Source organism: Ruegeria sp. R13_0 (assembly GCF_017743995.1).
In the GTDB taxonomy this organism is placed as follows: Bacteria; Pseudomonadota; Alphaproteobacteria; order Rhodobacterales; family Rhodobacteraceae; genus Ruegeria.
The window spans coordinates 366291-384894 of the sequence record NZ_JAGHRB010000002.1 but is presented as its reverse complement, the minus strand read 5'-3'; the positions used below and the strand labels follow the sequence as shown (position 1 = coordinate 384894).

Below are 18604 nucleotides of genomic sequence, written 5' to 3'. Positions count from 1 at the left end.
GCAACCTTGCGCGCGACGGCGCCGCGCGCAAGGTTGTTGTGTCAGACCGCTCTACTGCGTTTCAGCTGCGCGTGTCGCGGCAATCTCGGCTTCGGCCTCAGCAACCGCTGCCGCCAAGGCGTCAAAGGCTGCTTCCCCGCCGTCTACATTGGCTTTGAACCAATCGTAAACAGGAGCGGCGGCTTCCTTGAATGCGGCCTTTTCTTCTGGTGTTGGCACATAGAGATCGCCGCCTTCGGCCACGAATTCCTCATAAGCCTGGATCGACTTGCGCTTGGGCGAGGCGAATGTAGCCTGCTGCAGTTGATAGAACCCATCGACGATGACATTGCGCAGCTCGGGCGGCATCGACATAAACTTCTCGTTGTTCATGAACCACAGCGCCCCCATATAGGCGTGCCCGTCCAGAGTGACGTATTTCAGACCGGCATCTGGGAACTTCATGCTCATGATGTCGGTGATGCCGTTCTTCGATCCTTCAACGACACCGGTTTGGAACGAGGTGAACAGTTCCGGCCACGGGATCGGCGTCGGAGCCGCGCCGAGTGCTTTCACCAGTTCCTGCGGCAGGTCTGCGACCACGGTCCGGATCTTTAACCCTTCCATGTCGCCTGGGCTTTGAATGCGGCGCTGGGTGTTGGCAAAGTTGCGCCAGCCCCCGGTGTTTCCGATGGTCATCAGACGCAGTGCGCCGCCCGAGTTCTCGGCGACCATTTCCTGCATCTTTGTTACGAAGGGCGAGCCATTGGCCAGCGCGGCTTCGGCGACGCGGTCATCTGACATCAGATAGGGCAGGTCCAGCACCTGAACGAAAGGGAAGATGCCCGATGTGCCGCCTGAGGTCTGGATGACGATATCGATCTGACCCTCTGCTACACCTTGCAGGCATTCCGCGCCGTTCGAACACAGCTGCGTTCCGATGAACAGCTCGACTTCAATCGCGCCGTTCGAGGCGGCCTCGACATAGTTCTTGAAAACGATCAGACCGTCATAGTCTTCGTCATTTTCGTTCGAGTTGGCGGTGGCGCGCAGCGTATAGTCGGCGGCCGTGGCGGCCATGGCGGATGCTGCCACAAGCGATGTGGCCACCGCTGCGGTTTTGATGAAGTCTCTGAGCATGCGTTTCCTCCCTGTGGAACTCAGTTAGTTTGCAAATCCCGTTATCCTCGGGATCGTCATGGATAGTGCGGGGATATAGGTGATCAGGAAGATCACTATGATTTCAACGGCTAGGAACGGCAGAATCGCCTTGGCGATGGTCTCGACCCGCTCGCGCGATACGGCGGCGGCCACGAACAGCACCAAGCCCATTGGCGGGGTGGCGAGGCCGACTGTCAGGTTGACGCTCATGATTATGGCGAAGTGGATCGGGTCGACGCCGAGACTTGTGAAGATGGGTCCAAGGATCGGGCCAAGGATAATGATTGCGGGGCCGGCATCCAGAAACATGCCGACGATGAACAGCAGAAGGTTGATCAGGAACAGCAGGATCAGCGGGTTTTCCGACAGGCTGAGGATCAGCGAGGCCAGCTGTTCCGGCGCGTGGCTGAGGCTGACAACCGTCTTGAACGCCATCGCCGCGCCGACCAGCAGAAGGACGACTGCCGACGTCATGCCTGCATTGCTGAGAACCTCGGGGACCTCTTTCCAAGTAAGCGTGCGCAGCACGAAGAAGCCGATGATGAAGGCGTAGCCCACGGCGACGGCGGCGGCCTCGGTCGGCGTGAAGATGCCGCCCAGAATGCCGCCCAGAATGATCACTGGCGTCATCAGCGGGAAGAAGGCTTTCAGGCTAGCCTGACGTCGCTCGGGCCAGGTGTATTTTCGGCTGGCAACGGGGAAGTCGTAGCGGTCTGCCATGAGTTTGATCATCAGCATCAGGCCAACACCCACCATCACGCCCGGCACGATGCCCGCTAAGAACAGCGCGGCGACGCTTTCGCCCATGACATAGGCGTAGATGATCATGATGCCCGAAGGTGGGATAATCGGTCCGATCACCGAACTGGCCGCCGTGATCGCAGCAGCGAATTTGCGGGTATATCCCTGCTTCTCCATCGCTGGGATTAGCATCGACCCAAGCGCCGAGGTGTCCGCCACAGCGGACCCCGAGAGGCCCGCAAAGAGTATTGAACTCAGCACGTTCACATGCGCAAGGCCGCCCCGCAGGTGGCCCATCAGGGCCTGGCTGAACTCGACCAAGCGGATTGTGATGCCGCCACGGTTCATCAACTCTCCGGCGAGCATGAAGAAGGGGATCGCCATCAGCGGGAAGCTGTCCATACCGTTATAGACATTGCGATAGAGCAGCGTGATGTCGTTGGTCTGTCCGTTCAGCCACAGCAGGATGCCAGGCGCGGCCAGAAGGGCGAAAAAGACCGGCAGGCCGATCAGTAGGAAAACCAAGAAGGTGGGCAGGAACCAGATCAGCATTTATTCGGCCCCCACTGCCGCATCAGGAATTTCAGGCAACAGGTGACCCCCGCCGAGCAGAGTGATGAAGGATCGCAGGATCAATTCGATATTCACTGAGATCAGCAGGATGACCCCAACAAGCAGCGAGGCCATCATCCAACTGCGTGGGATGCGGTACCATTCGTCGAACCCGAGTGAGGTGGGTAGGTATAGCGCAGCGGTGGCGAATCTACCTCCAAAGCCAGTGACCTCGGACCAGCCGATATTGACGGCAACCAGCAGGACAGCGAGCGAAATCAGCAGCAGGAACAGGTTTAGCGTTTGGCCGATTATGCGAGGTAGGAAACGTTCCAGCATGTCGATGGCCACAAAGCCGCCTCGCCGGAACGCGGTGGGGGCCATAAGCCCGGTCATCCAGAGCATGCAAAACCGGGCAGCCTCATCCGGCCAAGGCAAAGCATTGCCTAGCACGTATCGGAAGAACACCTGTATCAGGATTGCGATCACCATGAGTGCAATCGCAACGACGCCAACCGCGCGGCCCAGACGCAGCACGGTTTCGTTCACGAATGCAATCGGCGCAAGCACCGATGCCAGTCCGCTCATGCGGATCCTCCCTTGTTCAGCCGCGGGTATGTCCCGCGGTCGTCAAATCGCGCTTAGTGCTGCGCGAATTGGCCGAGTTTCCCGGCGTAAAAGGTCAGCGCGTCTCCATCCGCCATGCTGGCCTTAAGAACCTTTCCCACCACAATAACGTGATCGCCCGCATCGTGATACGCGTGTTGTTCACATTCGAACCGCGCCAAGCAGTCCGGCAGGATCGGCGTTCCGTTTTCGCACCGCTCATGCTCGATATCGCGCAGCGCAAAGGCGTCTTTCGAGCAGCCAAAGCACAGCTCGGCCTGTTCCGAGGACAGCACATGCACGCTGAAATGGCGGGCTTTGTGGAAATACGGGAAACGTCGCGAGTTGCGGTCGCCAGCCCACATGATTAAGGGCGGGTCCAATGACAGGGATGAAAAGCTGTTGGCCGTAATGCAGACCGGCCCGTCCGCGCTGTCGCAGGTGACGATCGTTACGCCGGTCGCAAAACGCCCGAAAGCGTCGCGCAGAGTGCGGGTGTCGTCTTTATGCGGCACGAAGGTGTGGGTCATGTCCTTTGAGATTGCATTCATCACGGTACCTCATGCCCCAGCGCCGCCTCATAGAGGCGGTACCAGCTTTCGCGATCCAGTTTGACTTTCAAAGCGTCCGACGCGCGTTTGATCCGATCCAGGTTGTTGGTACCCAGAACTGGCAGGATGTTGGCCGGATGCGCCAACAAGAAGGCCACGGCAACCGCAGCGCGATCCACGCCGAACTCGGCTGCGATTTCGTCCGCTACAACGCCCACCGGCGGGTTTCCGGCCATCAACAAGCCTCCACCCAGCGGCGACCACGCCATGATCGGGTGCCCATGCTGCTGATGAAATGCCAGATCGCCGTTGGTGAAGGGGCTGATCTCACCCAGAGACACCTCGATCTGGTTGGTGACCAGTAGGGTTTTCATGGCCGATTGCAGCAGGGACCAATCCCAAGGCCGGAAGTTCGACACGCCGACCGCGCCGACCTTGCCGCTGGCGACGACCTCGTCCAGAGCCGCTCCGGTCTCATGGTGGTCCATCATGGGATCTGGACGGTGGATCAGAAGCAGATCGATATGGTCAATCGCCATTTCAGACAAAGACGTATCCACCGATTTCACGATATGCGCGCGCGAGGTGTCATAGTATTTCACCTTGGCGTCCGCGTAACGGCCACAGGGCGCGACGATGTCGCATTTGGTGACGATCTCCATCCGCTGACGCAGACCGGGATTGGCGCGCAGGGCATTGCCCAGAACCGCCTCGGCTCCGTAGTCGCCATAGATATCGGCCTGATCGAAGGTGGTGACACCCTGATCCAGACAGGCCTGGATCTTGGCTTCGACATGCGCCGCCGATGTGTCTGCGTCGTCGCCCAAGCGCCACATGCCATAGACAAGGCGGCTCATTTCCAGCGAGTCAGAAAGTTTCACACGTTGCATCAGCGACGAACTCCGTTGCCCAGCGGGGTCGCCGGGGTAGTTGCAGGCACGCGCCCATAAGCCTCGGGCAGCGAACAGGTTTTCAGGTTGGGCAGAACACGGCTGCCGAAATGGCGGGCTTCGTCTATGTGAGGGTAGCCTGAGAAAATGAAGGCCCGGATGCCCATCTTCTGATATTCTTCGATCTTGGACATAACCTGATCGGTCGAACCGACCAAAGCGGCTCCGCAGCCCGAACGCGCACGGCCAACGCCGGTCCATAGACCCGGTTCAACATAACCATATTCATCCGCCAGATCGCGGTTCTTGGCCTGATGCGCAACACCGAGAGAGGTCGAGTCAAGCGCCCGCTCCCGGATTGCACGACCATATTCGTCATCCAGTTTCGAAACGATGTAATCCGCATATTCCTGCGCTTCTGCCTCGGTATCCCGAACGATCATGTGAACACGCAAACCGTAGTCCAGCGTGCGGTTGTAGTTCTCGGCGACCGCATGAACGGCCTTCATCCGCTCAGCCAGTTGGTCCTTGGTCTCGGGCCACATCAGGTAGACATCACAATGTTCGCCGCACAGGTCTAGCGCAGAGGGGGAATAACCACCGAAATAGAGCAGCGGCCCTCCAACCTGGTATGGCTTGGCCGGGTCAGTGGTCAGACCTGAGAAGTTATAGACCTCGCCTGCGTGATTGATCTCATCCTGTGTCCAAGCCTGTTTCAGGATCTCTACCACTTCGCGCGAGCGCTGATAGCGGAACGCGCTGTCGGCTTTTTCACCGGGAAAGTCGGAGGAAATGATATTGACCGTCAACCGCCCCTTCAGCATGTGATCCAGCGTTGCAATGGTGCGGGCCAGCATGATCGGTTGCATCTCGCCACAGCGTACAGCGGCCAGCAGGTTGATCCGGTCGGTGATTGGGGCGCAGCCCGCGACAAAGCTCAGCGTGTCCTGACCGACCTGATAGGAGGACGGGCATAGGATATTGCGGAACCCCTGCGCTTCGGCCTCTTTCACGATGCCAGAACAATGCTCCCAGCTTGACCGCAGGTCGCCATCGGGCACGCCAAGGAACTGGTAATCATCGGAACACAGCGCGGCAAACCACGAAACTTCGGCCGCATCCAGATCGGGGGATGTGATGGGGACGATGCTCATTTGATTCACGCTCCGTACATCTTTGACTTTCCTCTTGCGTAGCAATCGCTTTGATGTAGATCAATAGTGTATCAATTTTTCCTGCGACCGAGTGAAGTGTCCTCCGTGCCTGCCTCCAGCCGAAACCCAAACGCCCTGCCAGTATATATTCAAATCGCGGAACTCCTGATCCGCGACGTTGCGGCTGGGCGCCTTATCGATGGCGAGCGATTGCCACCCGAGCGAGAGATGGCAGCGGAACTGAATGTCTCGGTTGGAACGCTCCGAAAATCGCTCTCTGAGCTAGAAAAAAAGGGGATGTTGGAGCGTATCCAGGGCTCAGGCAACTACATCCGCGAGACCGGTACACAAAACAGCGTCTATGCAATGTTCAGGCTGGAACTACCTGAAGGGGGTGGCCTGCCACGTGCGGATGTCCTGTCAGTTGACCATCTGAAGAAGCCAGCCAATCTGCCAAAATTCGGGGCTTCTGATGCCGGTTCGCGCGTCCGGCGCATGCGCTACCTGAATGATACAATAATCGCAGTCGAGGAAATTTGGCTCGACGAATCAGCGGGCCTGATCGACCAGAGCCTGCTGTCCGACTCACTCTACCGCTACTATCAGCGCCAATTGGGCTTTTGGATCGCAAGGGCCGAAGACAGAGTCGCGGTCCAACCGCTACCGGACTGGACACCTCCTGACTTCACCAAACCAGCGGGCCAATCGGTAGGCTACATCGAGCGGTTCAGCTGGTCGGAAAACGCCGAACCCGTTGAATTCTCAAAAACATGGTTCGACCCAGATCGGGCCAACTACGTACAACGCTTGAAGTAAAAGGAATCGCACATGACCCGGACCATCAATTACGGGCTGATTGGATGCGGCATGATGGGGCAAGAGCACCTGCACAACATCGGATTGCTGGAGGGCACCAATGTGGCAGCAATCTTTGAGCCCGATCCAGAGATGGCAAAAGCTGCCAAGGCAATTGCGCCAACGGCAGCAATGGTGGATTCCGTGCAAGAGCTTCTGGCGATTGAAGAACTGGACTGCGTCGTCATTGTTAGCCCAAACCATCTTCATGTGGACCAGATTTGCGAAATTGCGGAAACACGTCCGCTACCGCTTTTGGTAGAAAAGCCACTATTCACCGACCCGCAAGACGTGGCCCGACTCGAGAAGTTGCAGCGCAACTACCCCTGCCCGATTTGGGTTGCGATGGAATACCGGTACATGCCCCCAGTTGCTGCTCTGATCGAGAAGGCTCAGGTGACAGGTGGTATAAAAATGCTATCGATCCGCGAGCATCGTTTTCCGTTCCTGGACAAGGTCGGCCACTGGAACCGCTTCAACCGCAATACTGGCGGTACTTTTGTCGAAAAATGCTGCCACTTCTTCGACCTCATGCGTCTGATATTGCAATCCGACCCGGTGCGCATAACCGCAAGTGGTGGTCAGGCGGTGAACCATTTGGACGAGAGTTACGACGGTCAAACCCCCGATATTCTGGATCACGGCTATGTTCTTGTCGATTTTGCCTCGGGTGCGCGCGCGATGCTGGAACTGTGCATGTTCGCCGAAGGCTCTCGCTATCAAGAAGAAATATCAGTCGTCGGACCAGACACTAAAATCGAGGCTCTGGTTCCAGGACCGGTGCGCTTTTGGCAGGATCACTTGGGCGCCCCTCCGCCTCCGCGCGTAATCATTAGTCCGCGCAACCCCAAAGGTCCCGTATCAATGGACGTTCCAGTGGACCCGAACCTATTGGCGGCTGGAGATCATAATGGGTCGACCTACTATCAGCACAAAGGGTTCTTGGCCGTGCTTCGTGGCGAAAAAGCTAAGCCGGACGTGAGTTTGAACGACGGCCTCTGGGCCGTCAGGATGGGACAAGCGGCGCAACAGGCGATAGACACGGGCGAAACGGTGTATATGGTCGATTGATCAGGATCATGAATATTTTGCAGCCGCCAAGAGGCCTATAGATTGATGCTACGCCGTGTCTGCCATCGCATGCTTTGGAACACGTGTGTTTGATTGGTTTAGGAAGATCAAACTCGCCGCAACTTCATTCCAGGCCGCGTGCTATCGAGGCAGCAAGCGCGGTTTCTGGATTGACCCGATTTGCGCCGTTTTCTCTGCCTCTGATGATGGTGTCAGCCCGAGCAAAAATGCCCGACGTTTGAAACCAATTGTTTGGCGGAGAGAGCAGGGACATGGTTGTCCCATGCGCCGTCTCTCCGCATGAAAACCGGCTCAGGTCAGGCTAGTTTTGCAAGAACCTTTTCAGCAGCCCCTTCGGAGGAGGCTGGGTTTTGACCGGTGATCAAATGTCCATCAACGACCACATGTGACATCCAGTCGTCGCCAGAGGTGAAGGTGGCCCCATTGCTTTGCAGCATGTCTTCGACCAGGAACGGCACGACGTCTGTCAGCCCGACCGCCGCTTCTTCGGAGTTGGTAAAGCCAGTCACCGTTTTGCCACTCACCAACGGTTGCCCGTCTACACCTTTGACATGTTTCAACACGCCGAGGGCATGGCACACGAGGCCGACAGGTTTTTCAACGGCATGGAATGCTTCGATAAGGCTCGTGGATTTTGCATCTTCCGCCAAATCCCATAGCGGACCGTGACCGCCGGGATAGAAAACGGCGTCATAGTCCTCTGCCGATACGTCCGACAGTTTTGTCGTTTGTGCCAGCTTTGCCTTGGCTTCCTCATCCGCATTGAAGCGATGTGTTGCGTCTGTCAGAAAGCCCTCTTCAGCACTTTTAGGGTCAAGCGGTGGTTGTCCGCCTCGTGGAGAGGCCAACGTGATCTCGGCGCCCGCATCTTTGAAGATGTAGTACGGCGCCGCCAGTTCCTCGAGCCAGAAACCAGTTTTGAAACCGGTATCACCAAGTTGGTCATGGGAGGTAAGAACCATCAGGATCTTCATGTGAGGGGTATCCTATTTTGAGCATCAGAGACGGTCACCGCAGTCCAAGGAGCGCAGTGCCTTTTGGATCAACCATGCGGCTGAATACCAAGCATCTAGGATTGAATAGACCGGTCGTCTACTTACCGGATCACTATTTGTGCTATGACGCTGCGTCCACTAATTTATATTTCTTTGATACCAAGTTCTGCGTTGAAATAGAGTAGACCAGATGTCTATTTCTCAACAGAGCGCACTTTACCGAGGAGGCACGGAGCATGAACAAGCGTTCAGAGATTCTGTCGGCTGGTCAGACGCTGATTGGTCAAAAAGGATTTAGCGCCGTTGGTCTGGCAGAAATTCTCAAGTCTGCGGGTGTGCCAAAGGGATCATTCTACCATTTCTTTGCCTCCAAAGACGCTTATGGCGTTGCGATGCTGGACAGCTATTTTGAATCCTACCACGCCGAAATGGATCAGGTGTTTGCCAAGCCCGGGCTAACCGCGGCAGAACGGCTGATGCTGTATTTCGCCAATTGGCGCGAAAACCAGACCTTGAACGGGTGTGAAGGGCGTTGTCTGGCTGTGAAGCTGGGGGCCGAAGTATCGGATTTTTCCGAACCTATGCGCGCTGCTCTGAACGCTGGAACAAAAGGGATCGTTGCGCGCCTTACCGCCGCGATTGACGCGGGCAACGCGGATGGGTCCCTGAAAGCCATGGGTGACTGCCGCGCGTTGGCTTTGAACTTGTACTCTTTGTGGGTTGGGGCAAGCGTGATGGTCAAAATCTCGCGCACAGAGGACCCGTTTGTCTTTGCGCTTGCTCAAACGCGTAAAACCCTCGGGATAGGGGCGTAGTCGCGGAAGCAGGACGCGAGGCCTTCTGGCGGCTCAACCAAGACTATGTTCTGCGCGGCGTCGCGGAACACGGCGTCTGTCTTGAGAATGTCGTAGTCGTCGTGGGTGAGGGGCAAATCCCCCGCGCATCGAATTTCAGCTGACCGGCTTCATCAACCCGATCCTCCATTTATGCGTCCCTATCGCCGGCGAAAGCCAATATGAAAAAGCAAATACAATTCCGCTTGTATACTGCACATGCACCTTGTTGAACGCCAAATTGCAGCGGACGTTTCTAGAGGATTTTTCGCTCATGAGCCAAGACCTCGTTCAGATTGCAGATGAGCTAAGGAAATGCTCACAATGCCTTATGCACGGTGATTGGGACAACTTCCTACCGCACCTTTTGATCAACTACACGCGCGGCTTTGTCTTCTCGGCGACTAGCGACAAAGACAATCCGATAACCATCGACGATTGCCAGAGAGGTATTGAGTGGATTCTGGTTCGCGCATCAGGTGATGCAGACCGGTAGCGGAAATTCGAGCACCTTCAGCGAAAGCCCGCTTGGTCCCACACAGTAGAAACTTGGCTAATTTCTACAGGCAAACGCTTCCGACCGACCTTCCAGCTACAGTCCAGGGCAAGTTGCATCTCCATAAGGCAGCTCGCATCCCAGAGCGAACATCGAACACCTCTAAGCAATCAGTATTCAAACAATCATTTCGACAGCTGAGGAAGGTATCTGTGGCTGATGAGTTTTCGTTTGTAGGACGTTTCGAGCCTTTGGACTGTGGCCAGAGCACCTACACGGTTTTGCCTATTCCACATGAAATCGCTGCCGCATTCAAAAAATCGGGGGCAAAACGCGTGGAGGTCGAATTGAATGATCATCCTTTCAACATGGCTCTTGCGAAATCCTCAGTCATATCTGAGGCCTTTGTGTGCACGAGAAAGGCTGTTCTTCGTTCAGCTCGGATATCACCCAGTGAGGATATCGACGTCCGCCTGCACAAAGCTGATCCAAACTTCTTAGAAATGCCATACGACGTGATTTCGGCCGTTCGCGCTGCAAATCTCAGTGACACCTGGTCTGCATTGACACCTGGCAAGACACGCGGCCTCGTTCTTGCCGCTAACACGGCAGAGCGAGCAGAAACACGCGTGAAACGCATTGCTCAGTTGATCAGCTTTGTCGCGAGAGTCATGCAACAGATGCGCCTGACCATTGTGGTGTTGAGTGTTGAACCCAGTTGTTGCGACAACCTGTATTTTTTCGGCCGTTTCGAACGAAAGACATGTCTTCACACTCGCATCAGATATCAACTGTCGCCTTCCTGTGCATTCATCCACTATTTTGAACGCAAGGCCATCGGCGGCTGACGTTGCTGATCTGTCGAGAGGTCGGCTATGCTTTGGCGCGTTCCCTGAGTTACAATTCACCCAAGTCATGAGATTTTATGCTCCTCACACATCCTCCCTTACCTTGCCGTCCGGACATCGGTTTCCGAAAGGCAAGTACGAAATGCTTCGCACACAATTGCTGAAGGACAGTATTCTTCAGGAGGCGCAGATTGCGGAGTCCTTGCCAGCCAGCGATGCCTCAATACTGCGCGCGCACGCTGCCGGTTTTGTCGCGCAGTTTGAAAGCGGAGAACTGGAAGAAAAGGCCATCAAACGGATTGGTTTCCCGTGGAGCCCAGAACTTGTGCTACGTGTTCGTGCCACGGTCGGTGGCGCAATTGCCGCTGCTGAGACCGCTCTGGAGAGCGGTATCTCGGGGCAACTCGCCGGCGGAACGCATCATGCTCATCCAACGTTTGGATCCGGTTATTGCGTTTACAACGATCAAGCCGTCGCGGCGCTCCACTTGCTTGCGGTTGGTAAGGTTGAAAGGGTTGCAATCGTCGATCTTGATGTCCATCAGGGCGACGGCAGCGCTGCAGTCTTTGCCGAAAATCCATCGGTTTTCGTCTTTTCGATGCACGGCGCAAAGAACTTTCCGTTCCGCAAGTTTCCTGCGGATCTCGATGTCGCACTGCCGGACGGCACCGGCGACGAGGATTACCTTCGCGCCCTAACCGATCACTTGCCGGCTGTGTTCGAATTTCGTCCCGACCTCATTCTATACCAGGCAGGTGTTGATCCGCTGGCAGAAGACAAGCTAGGGCGGCTTGCGCTAACCCATGATGGCCTCATCCAGCGCGATCAGGCGGTGCTTCACGCCTGCAAAGGCCGCGGCATCCCGGTCTCAATGGCAATCGGCGGTGGCTACGCCGATCCCATTGAGGCTTCCGTCAAGGCCTATTCCAACACCTATCGGGTCGCAAAGCAACTTCACCGGTTTTAATGACTGTCATAGTCTCCGTGACTTGTAGTCTTCGCTGTATTTCGATGGTCCGTTCTGAGCCCAATCCCACTTCGTCTTGCTCGTGAGTTACCGCACTGATATTCTGTTTTCACGCTTGGTACAAAAGCTAGGCGATGGAGATTTTATGTCTACGATTGCGGGAAACCGCTAAGCCCTGAACGGCAGGGCGACCAAGCCAAATAGAATCTGCGCCAATTTGGTAGGGATTCTTTTTGCGAGGCTCGTGAACACTCAAACTACAATCACCAATCCATGAGCTTTGCACGCGTCACGTCAAGCGTCTTTGCTTGATTGATTGCACGAAGAAAGACGAAGAACTAATGAAAATACGACCAACAAAGCAAGACGATGTCGGGGCCTTGCAGGAGGTGCTTCGCGGTACGGAGCTTTTTCCTAGTGAATTGCTCCCTGACATGGTGGACGCATCTTTATCTGACGGCAAAAGCTCTGATATTTGGCTGACATGCGAAGCAAACGGTAAGGCCGTCGGCTTCTGCTACGCAGTCCCAGAGGAATTGGCCGAAGGCGCATGGAACATGCTCGCGATCGCAATTCTGCCAACAGAGCAGGGCAACGGTTTTGGCGGTGCCATCGTTAAGCATCTTGAGGTCGAACTCAAAGAGCGTGGACAGCGCATCTTGTTAGCCGACACTTCAGGCACAGACGAGTTTGCGCAAACCCGAGAGTTTTATCGCAAGAACGGCTACAGCGAGGAAGCCCGTATCAGGGATTTCTGGGCGGCGGGGGATGACAAGGTCGTCTTCTGGAAGTCACTTGACTAAGCTTTGTTGGCTGGTGCTGGCCTGTCTTCAGGCAGGTCGGTTTCATTTGTTTGCTCTACTTGGCAACGGCAGCAAATTCCGCTTTAGAGACTTCGGACGGACAGATCCTCACCGAAATCCCGGTGATCATTCTATATTTGGACAAACATGCGCCCGAGAAAAACCTTCTAACGGAGGGTGAGTAACAGCGACTTCGATCACTTGATTGGTTACATTTCCTAGCCACTGAAATTCACAAGAGTTTCAGCCCCCTATATCGACCCGATACACCACGCTCATTTCTTGAAGTAGGTCGTCGGCATTCGACGAAGCGTATCGCAGTCATCGAAGCTTCGCTGCAAATCCGCCGCATAATTACGCGAACCGGATGAGCCAGATCCTCTCTTAGGTCAGACGGCCAACTGGTCCAAAACTCCAAACGACGGACAGCTTGCACTTGGATATGCGCTCTTACGGAACGGAGATACTTTAGGTTCAAGAGAACAGGCTGAGATTGAAAGTGGCAATCTCTACGGATCGCTAGCAGGTGATGCCGCTCTTCTCAAAACTGTCCGTCGTCAGGGATTTTGGGACAGGTGACACCGATTGCAGCGCACCTTCAAATCAAGCTTTCTGCGCTGCCGAATTTATTGATATCGCCGCAGCTGTTCTGAAGAACGACATTGCACGTGCTTCGGAGCTCCTGGCTGGAAAACACCTTGACGGGGGCTACTGGTTACACTTGTTGCGTGCGTCAGCATTTCCGCACATCGGAGATACTGGAGAAGGAAAGCGAAGCCTCGCTTTCCTGGAAAAGAACTATCCAAACTATAAGCAAACCGCCCCAATGACTATCAGCGGTTTCTTCCCTGATCGCGCTATATCGGATCACTTGCTGGACGGGCTCTCTCGCTATTGATCAAGTATCGAAGTGCTGGCATTAACCAAAAGGAATTGTTTTGCGGAAGTCTTTTTCTGTAATAATCTGTGTTTTCTTTCTCATTTTCCACTCCTCAGTGGTTACCATGAGCCAAGAACACTCTCTTTTTTATGCCGCTATTTGGACCTATTGGTGCTGACGTCAGACAGAGAGCCGGCGGCAAGCGATACAAAAAGAGTTTGCCCGGACCCAAGTGGATTCAGATCCGACAAAGAAGAAGTGCTGAAACTGACAGTGAATTGGCTGGCGAATTGTTACAAAATGCGCCATTGCCGCGTTGCGAAGGGCTGATAGTTCCATGCCACATCCAACCCGGCATCCGCCGTAGTGCGGTCGTCTGTGGTTCTGGCAGTCAATGCGACCGAAACCTCAGCAATTCCGTCAGGCCGCTCGAAAACCATCCTGTGACATATGCTTGTCTGTTGCTCGACGCCATCTGAAGTGTCCAGACTGTGCTTCATGCTGGTTTCATAGCTGAAAATGGTTTCTGTCTGGGCAAAGGTCGTCCTCAGAAGCGGCTGATGCCAGCCCATCTCGATGCAGTTCCCTTTGGTCTGCGTCCAGCGTGTCAAAGCGGCAGGCGCATGGGTGGAATGCCGCTTCTGCACGGGCAGGTCTTGGGCTGTGGGCAGTGGCGTGGACAGGTCAGCGGGCGCATCGGGTAAAACAGGCAAACGCAGCGATGCCTGGTTTATCTGTATATCCAAGGCCGATGATTTCGCGTGAATGAGAGGCCAGTAAGAGGAGGACAAAGCCAGTCGCAGGCTGTGTCCCTTGCGCACGCGATAGGCCGTCGAATGAAGCCGGATGTCCGCATTGAATTCGCCTGTTTTCGCCGCTGACGGGGTGCGATCCAAATTCTCATCAAGCGCCAGGTTTCGAACCCCATAGCTTACACGTGCAGCGACCCCATCCGGGGCCACATCGCTAAGTCTGGCGATGATCTGCCCCGGATTGTCGCCGGTCTCGCCGCGCAGAGTCAGTGTAACCGAACCATAGATAATGACGTCTTGGGCCAAAGGCGCCGTTTCGAACACCAATGACCTGGCATCGTCTCCGGTTTGGTCAAGTGGCAGCCCGCTGGGGCGGCCAAAATACCCCGTGTCCCCGGCGGTTTGCCCGACGGTCGGGTCTGCGGGAACACTCCATGGTGCAGGGCCGTCGCTGGATTTAAGCGTGGACAAGTCCCAGTCCTGCGGTTCGCTCTCCTGCGAGGCTGGCCCGCTTTGCACCCATGCCCCGGATCTTTGGGCCAAACTGTCGCCCGGTGTATCGAATTCGCGCATCCAGACCCTCAAGCGCGGCCATTCCGGCGTGTGGGGTTGATCCGATTTCAACCAATGATCCCACCACTCCAGCGCCAGCTTTTGAAAGCCGATGGCAGGCCCAGGGCTCCCGTGGTCGGGATAATGATGCCCCCACGGACCAACGACCCCCCAGACCAGATCGGGGCGGGCATCAACCAATGACATGACGGAATTAGAATAGCGATCGCTCCATCCGCCGACTGATAGGATCGGAACCGAAAGGGCGTCGGCGGTATGAATAACCGAACCATGGCGCCAAAAGTCACCACGCCCCTCCTCACGCAGCCAGTTCTCCAAAGGGAATGTCAGACTGCCGATCCGTTCTTTCCAAAACGATTTCCATTCCGGTCCGACATTCAACGACGGCGGAGATGCTAGGATAGAGGGCAGCGTCGCGCCCCATTCGAAGGTATCCGAAAGAATGCAACCGCCCATATAGTGGATATCGTCCTCGAACCGGTCATGCGTGGCGCAGACGGCTATTGTGGCCTTCAAGGGCGCTGGCGCATTGACACTTGCCTGAAGGGATGCCGTCCCGCCCCAAGACGTGCCAAACATGCCCACGCGGCCATTGCACCAGGGTTGCGCAGCCAGCCATTCGATCACTTGCCGCGCATCGTTCAGTTCCGCCAGAGCGTACATATCCGGCATGTGCCCTTCGCTATCCCCTGATCCCCGCATATCCACCCGAATACAGGCATAACCATGGGCGGCAAAATAGGGATGGTTCCTCTCATCCCGCGCGCGAACCATGTCGGTCTTGCGATAGGGAATATACTCCAGAATGGCGGGCACAGGCGCTTGAGTCACAGGGCGCCACAACCGTGCGGCCAGCCGCACGCCATCGGGCATTTCGATCCACAGATGATCCGTCTCTGAGACGTCGAATGGGTATTCTGGCTGGTCTGTCATAGTGATCTGCCGCGTGCGTTTGGTGTTTTTCCCACTTCTGCAAATCCAGATCGAACTTGCAACAATTTCGTAAAATTCAGATTAAAATAGAATTTGACTTTAAAATTCTATTCTGGTTTGAATTTTTTAGAGTTTGGACGCTCAAGTCATTTTCGGAGAGCCGCATGCCATCTGACAACGTCGTCGCTTTGCCTTCTGCAATATCCTCGCTGGGCAGTGAGGTTCGGCAGCTGCGCAAAGCCCGCCAGCTCACGCTCAAACAGCTGAGCGAAGAGGCGGGCATCTCGCTCAGCCACGTGTCGGCGATCGAGCGCGGGGTCTCCAAGCCTTCGGTCGATGTATTGCAAGCTATCGCTAGCGCACTCAGCGTCACGCCAGGTTGGTTTTTTGCTCGCCGCGCCGGAGCCGGGCCGATGGAACAGGCCTTTGTGGTACGTGCCCAGAATCGTCGGGCGCTGAATACGCTATACGGTCAGGACGCGGCTGAGTTGGGCTATACCGATCACCTGCTGTCCAGCTCAATTGGCGGGCAGTTCTATATGGGCATGGCGGTCTATGCACCGCATTCGGAACGCCCCGAAGACCCTTTGCAAAAGCACGAAGGCGAAGAGCACGGGCTGGTTCTGGAGGGCGAGCTGGAAATGCAGATCGGGGATGAGTTCATCACCCTGCGCGCCGGGGACAGCTACAGCTTTGACGCACGTATCCCGCACCATGCTCGCAACCGAACCGATCAGGTATGCCGGTTGATTTGGGCTGTCTCACCGGTCGTCATTCCAAAAGATGTCGTCGCACCGCAGGCGTCTGACCGGGAAACCTCGTCATGAGCCGTGACGTCCTGCTGCAACCCTATCAACTGAAGCACCTGACCCTGAAAAACAGGATCATGACCACAAGTCATGAGCCCGCCTATCCAGAAGACGGAATGCCAAAAGAACGCTATCGCGCCTATCACGAAATGCGGGCGAAAGCGGGCGTTGCCATGACGATGACTGCGGGTTCTGCCACCGTCAGCCGTGACAGCCCGCCGGTGTTTAACAATATCCTTGCCTACAAGGATGAAGTCGTGCGCTGGATGGGCGAACTGACCGACGCCTGCCACGCCCATGGCTGCGCGGTGATGATCCAACTGACCCATCTGGGGCGGCGCACCGGTTGGAACAAAGGCGATTGGCTGCCCTCTGTTTCCCCTTCGCATTACCGCGAACCCGCGCATCGGGCCTTTCCGAAGAAGATGGAAGATTTCGATATCGAGCGGATCGTGACCGACTACGCCGATGCTGCCGAACGCATGCAAGCCGCCGGATTGGACGGGGTCGAATTGCAGGCCTATGGGCATCTTCTAGATCAGTTCTGGTCGCCGCTGACCAACACGATGGACGCGCCATTCGGAGGTGGCCTCGAAAACCGACTTCGCTTTGGCTCTATGGTTTTGGATGCGATCCGTGACCGCGTCGGTCCCGAATTCATCGTTGGTGTTCGGTACACCGCTGATGAGGTCGAAAAAGGCGGCATTACCGAGGAAGAAGGGCTCGAGATCGCGCGCAGGCTGCGCGACAGCGGTCAGGTGGATTTCCTGAATGTCATTCGTGGGCGCATTCACACTGACCCCGCCATGACGGACGTGATCCCTGTGCAGGGCATGAAAAGCGCGCCGCATCTGGATTTCGCCGGGCGGGTGCGGGCCGAAACGGGCATGCCGACCTTCCATGCTTCACGCATACCTGACGTTGCGACGGCGAGACATTCGGTGTCCTCGGGGCTTTTGGATATGGTGGGGATGACCCGCGCGCATATGGCCGACCCGATGATCGTGTCCAAGATCCAGGCCGGGCAAGAAGATGACATACGGCCTTGCGTTGGGGCAACCTACTGCCTCGACCGCATCTATCAGGCAGGCGAAGCATTATGCATCCATAACCCCGCTACCGGGCGTGAATTGTCGATGCCCCATGTCATCCCTGCCGCTGAAACGCGTCGGAATGCGGTCATCGTCGGCGCAGGCCCCGGCGGGCTGGAGGCGGCCCGCGTCGCCGCTGAGCGTGGCCATAACGTCACCGTACTGGAGGCCGCCCCCGAACCCGGCGGGCAAGTGCGCCTGACCTCGCAATCCAAGCGCCGGGCCGAGATGATCGGGATCATCGACTGGCGCATGGCGCAATGTGCTGCGCGGGACGTTCAGTTTCAGTTCAACACATATGCCGAATCCAGTGACGTGACCGCGCTGTCACCGGATATGGTCGTGATTGCGACCGGGGGCTTGCCGAATACAACGATCCTCGATTCGGGCAATGAGCTGGCGGTGTCCGCCTGGGATATACTGTCCGGCGACGTGCAGCCGGGCGAAAACGTGCTGATCTATGACGATGCAGGAGATCACCCGGCCCTGATGGTCGCCGAGGTCATCGCCGCCTCCGGCGCACGGGTTGAAATCATGACCCGTGACCGCAGCTTTGCGCCCGAGGTTATGGCAATGAATCTGGTGCCCTATATGCGGTCCCTGCAGAAAACCGGAGCCGTGTTCACTGTCACCCGAACCCTGCAAGCGATCGAAAAATCAGGCAATCAGCTCAAAGCCTATATCGGCACCGACTATTCTGATCTGGTCGAAAAAAGGGAATATGATCAGGTGGTTGTCAATCAAGGCACGCAGCCTCTGGACGATCTGTATTTCGATCTCAAACCTCTGTCGCGCAATCGTGGGGCGGTGGATCAGGGTGCGCTTGTTTCCGGCACAGGCGACCTGTTTCCGAAACCCAATCCCAATGGGGAATTTGACCTGTATCGCATCGGTGACGCCGTATCGGCACGCAACATTCACGCATCAATTTACGACGCCCTGCGTATGGGCATCCGATGGTAGCAAGCGCAGAGAGGCAACGCCAAAACGAGAAAAAATTATGATTTTTCTTGCGAAGAAGAAAAATTAACGTAGCATTTCCG

18 protein-coding genes are annotated in these 18604 nt (G+C 56.1%); 10 read left to right on the top strand and 8 right to left on the bottom strand.

The annotated features are described in order from the left end of the window. Nucleotides 1-51: 51 nt before the first annotated feature. Genes dctP through J7394_RS04155 form a run of 6 tightly spaced genes read right to left on the bottom strand, consistent with a single transcriptional unit; the run spans nucleotide 52 to nucleotide 5634 of the window. Nucleotides 52-1119 (bottom strand): TRAP transporter substrate-binding protein DctP, encoded by a 1068-nt coding sequence (gene dctP / locus J7394_RS04180; protein ID WP_170523676.1) that lies wholly within the window; start codon nucleotides 1117-1119, stop codon nucleotides 52-54. Nucleotides 1120-1143: 24 nt separating this feature from the next. Further along, the gene (locus J7394_RS04175; protein ID WP_170526402.1) at nucleotides 1144-2433 is read right to left on the bottom strand and encodes a TRAP transporter large permease; all 1290 of its coding nucleotides are present in this window, start codon (nucleotides 2431-2433) and stop codon (nucleotides 1144-1146) included. Beyond that, a complete protein-coding gene (locus J7394_RS04170; RefSeq protein WP_209251168.1) occupies nucleotides 2434-3021 on the bottom strand; it encodes a TRAP transporter small permease in 588 nt (195 codons plus the stop codon). It abuts the gene before it with no gap. A gap of 53 nt (nucleotides 3022-3074) precedes the next feature. Next, a complete protein-coding gene (locus J7394_RS04165; RefSeq protein WP_170487878.1) occupies nucleotides 3075-3590 on the bottom strand; it encodes a flavin reductase family protein in 516 nt (171 codons plus the stop codon). Further along, nucleotides 3590-4480 (bottom strand): aldo/keto reductase family oxidoreductase, encoded by an 891-nt coding sequence (locus J7394_RS04160; protein ID WP_209251167.1) that lies wholly within the window; start codon nucleotides 4478-4480, stop codon nucleotides 3590-3592. The genes J7394_RS04165 and J7394_RS04160 overlap by 1 nt, the downstream gene beginning before the upstream one ends. Then, nucleotides 4480-5634 (bottom strand): LLM class flavin-dependent oxidoreductase, encoded by a 1155-nt coding sequence (locus tag J7394_RS04155; RefSeq protein ID WP_209251166.1) that lies wholly within the window; start codon nucleotides 5632-5634, stop codon nucleotides 4480-4482. Before J7394_RS04155 ends, J7394_RS04160 begins: the two co-directional genes overlap by 1 nt. A 105-nt stretch (nucleotides 5635-5739) precedes the next feature. Here J7394_RS04155 and J7394_RS04150 point away from each other — a divergent pair, with 105 nt between their 5' ends. Then, a complete protein-coding gene (locus J7394_RS04150; RefSeq protein ID WP_209251165.1) occupies nucleotides 5740-6450 on the top strand; it encodes a GntR family transcriptional regulator in 711 nt (236 codons plus the stop codon). Between the two features lie 12 nt (nucleotides 6451-6462). Continuing rightward, nucleotides 6463-7560 (top strand): Gfo/Idh/MocA family protein, encoded by a 1098-nt coding sequence (locus J7394_RS04145; RefSeq protein WP_209251164.1) that lies wholly within the window; start codon nucleotides 6463-6465, stop codon nucleotides 7558-7560. Nucleotides 7561-7877: 317 nt separating this feature from the next. Here the strand turns inward: J7394_RS04145 and J7394_RS04140 are convergent, their stop codons facing one another. Next, entirely contained in the window at nucleotides 7878-8555 is a 678-nt protein-coding gene (locus J7394_RS04140) for a type 1 glutamine amidotransferase domain-containing protein (protein ID WP_209251163.1), read from the bottom strand. Between the two features lie 257 nt (nucleotides 8556-8812). Between J7394_RS04140 and J7394_RS04135 the strand changes: the two genes are divergently transcribed. From J7394_RS04135 to J7394_RS04110, 6 genes are all read left to right on the top strand, one after another. Then, nucleotides 8813-9391: a TetR/AcrR family transcriptional regulator gene (locus J7394_RS04135; protein ID WP_209251162.1), complete on the top strand. Its 579-nt coding sequence runs from the start codon at nucleotides 8813-8815 to the stop codon at nucleotides 9389-9391. 292 nt (nucleotides 9392-9683) lie between these two features. Further along, nucleotides 9684-9905 (top strand): hypothetical protein, encoded by a 222-nt coding sequence (locus J7394_RS04130; protein WP_209251161.1) that lies wholly within the window; start codon nucleotides 9684-9686, stop codon nucleotides 9903-9905. A gap of 212 nt (nucleotides 9906-10117) precedes the next feature. Then, nucleotides 10118-10753 carry a YdeI/OmpD-associated family protein gene (locus J7394_RS04125; RefSeq protein ID WP_209251160.1) on the top strand — a complete coding sequence of 212 codons (636 nt, stop codon included), beginning with the start codon at nucleotides 10118-10120 and terminating at the stop codon, nucleotides 10751-10753. A 67-nt stretch (nucleotides 10754-10820) separates the two neighbouring features. After that, on the top strand, nucleotides 10821-11720 hold the full coding sequence (locus J7394_RS04120; RefSeq protein ID WP_371811939.1) for a histone deacetylase: 900 nt from the start codon (nucleotides 10821-10823) through the stop codon (nucleotides 11718-11720). A 341-nt stretch (nucleotides 11721-12061) separates the two neighbouring features. Next, on the top strand, nucleotides 12062-12523 hold the full coding sequence (locus J7394_RS04115) for a GNAT family N-acetyltransferase (protein ID WP_209251158.1): 462 nt from the start codon (nucleotides 12062-12064) through the stop codon (nucleotides 12521-12523). Between the two features lie 526 nt (nucleotides 12524-13049). Further along, a complete protein-coding gene (locus tag J7394_RS04110) occupies nucleotides 13050-13421 on the top strand; it encodes a hypothetical protein (RefSeq protein WP_209251157.1) in 372 nt (123 codons plus the stop codon). Nucleotides 13422-13696: 275 nt separating this feature from the next. On the opposite strand, the gene J7394_RS04105 is transcribed toward J7394_RS04110, so the two are convergent. Beyond that, a complete protein-coding gene (locus J7394_RS04105) occupies nucleotides 13697-15661 on the bottom strand; it encodes a CocE/NonD family hydrolase (protein ID WP_209251156.1) in 1965 nt (654 codons plus the stop codon). A gap of 164 nt (nucleotides 15662-15825) precedes the next feature. Between J7394_RS04105 and J7394_RS04100 the strand changes: the two genes are divergently transcribed. Together J7394_RS04100 and J7394_RS04095 are read left to right on the top strand one after the other, a co-directional pair. After that, complete coding sequence (locus tag J7394_RS04100; RefSeq protein ID WP_209251155.1) at nucleotides 15826-16488, top strand: helix-turn-helix domain-containing protein; 663 nt, start codon at nucleotides 15826-15828, stop codon at nucleotides 16486-16488. Next, the gene (locus tag J7394_RS04095) at nucleotides 16485-18524 is read left to right on the top strand and encodes an NADH:flavin oxidoreductase (RefSeq protein ID WP_209251154.1); all 2040 of its coding nucleotides are present in this window, start codon (nucleotides 16485-16487) and stop codon (nucleotides 18522-18524) included. Before J7394_RS04100 ends, J7394_RS04095 begins: the two co-directional genes overlap by 4 nt. Nucleotides 18525-18604 lie beyond the last annotated feature (80 nt).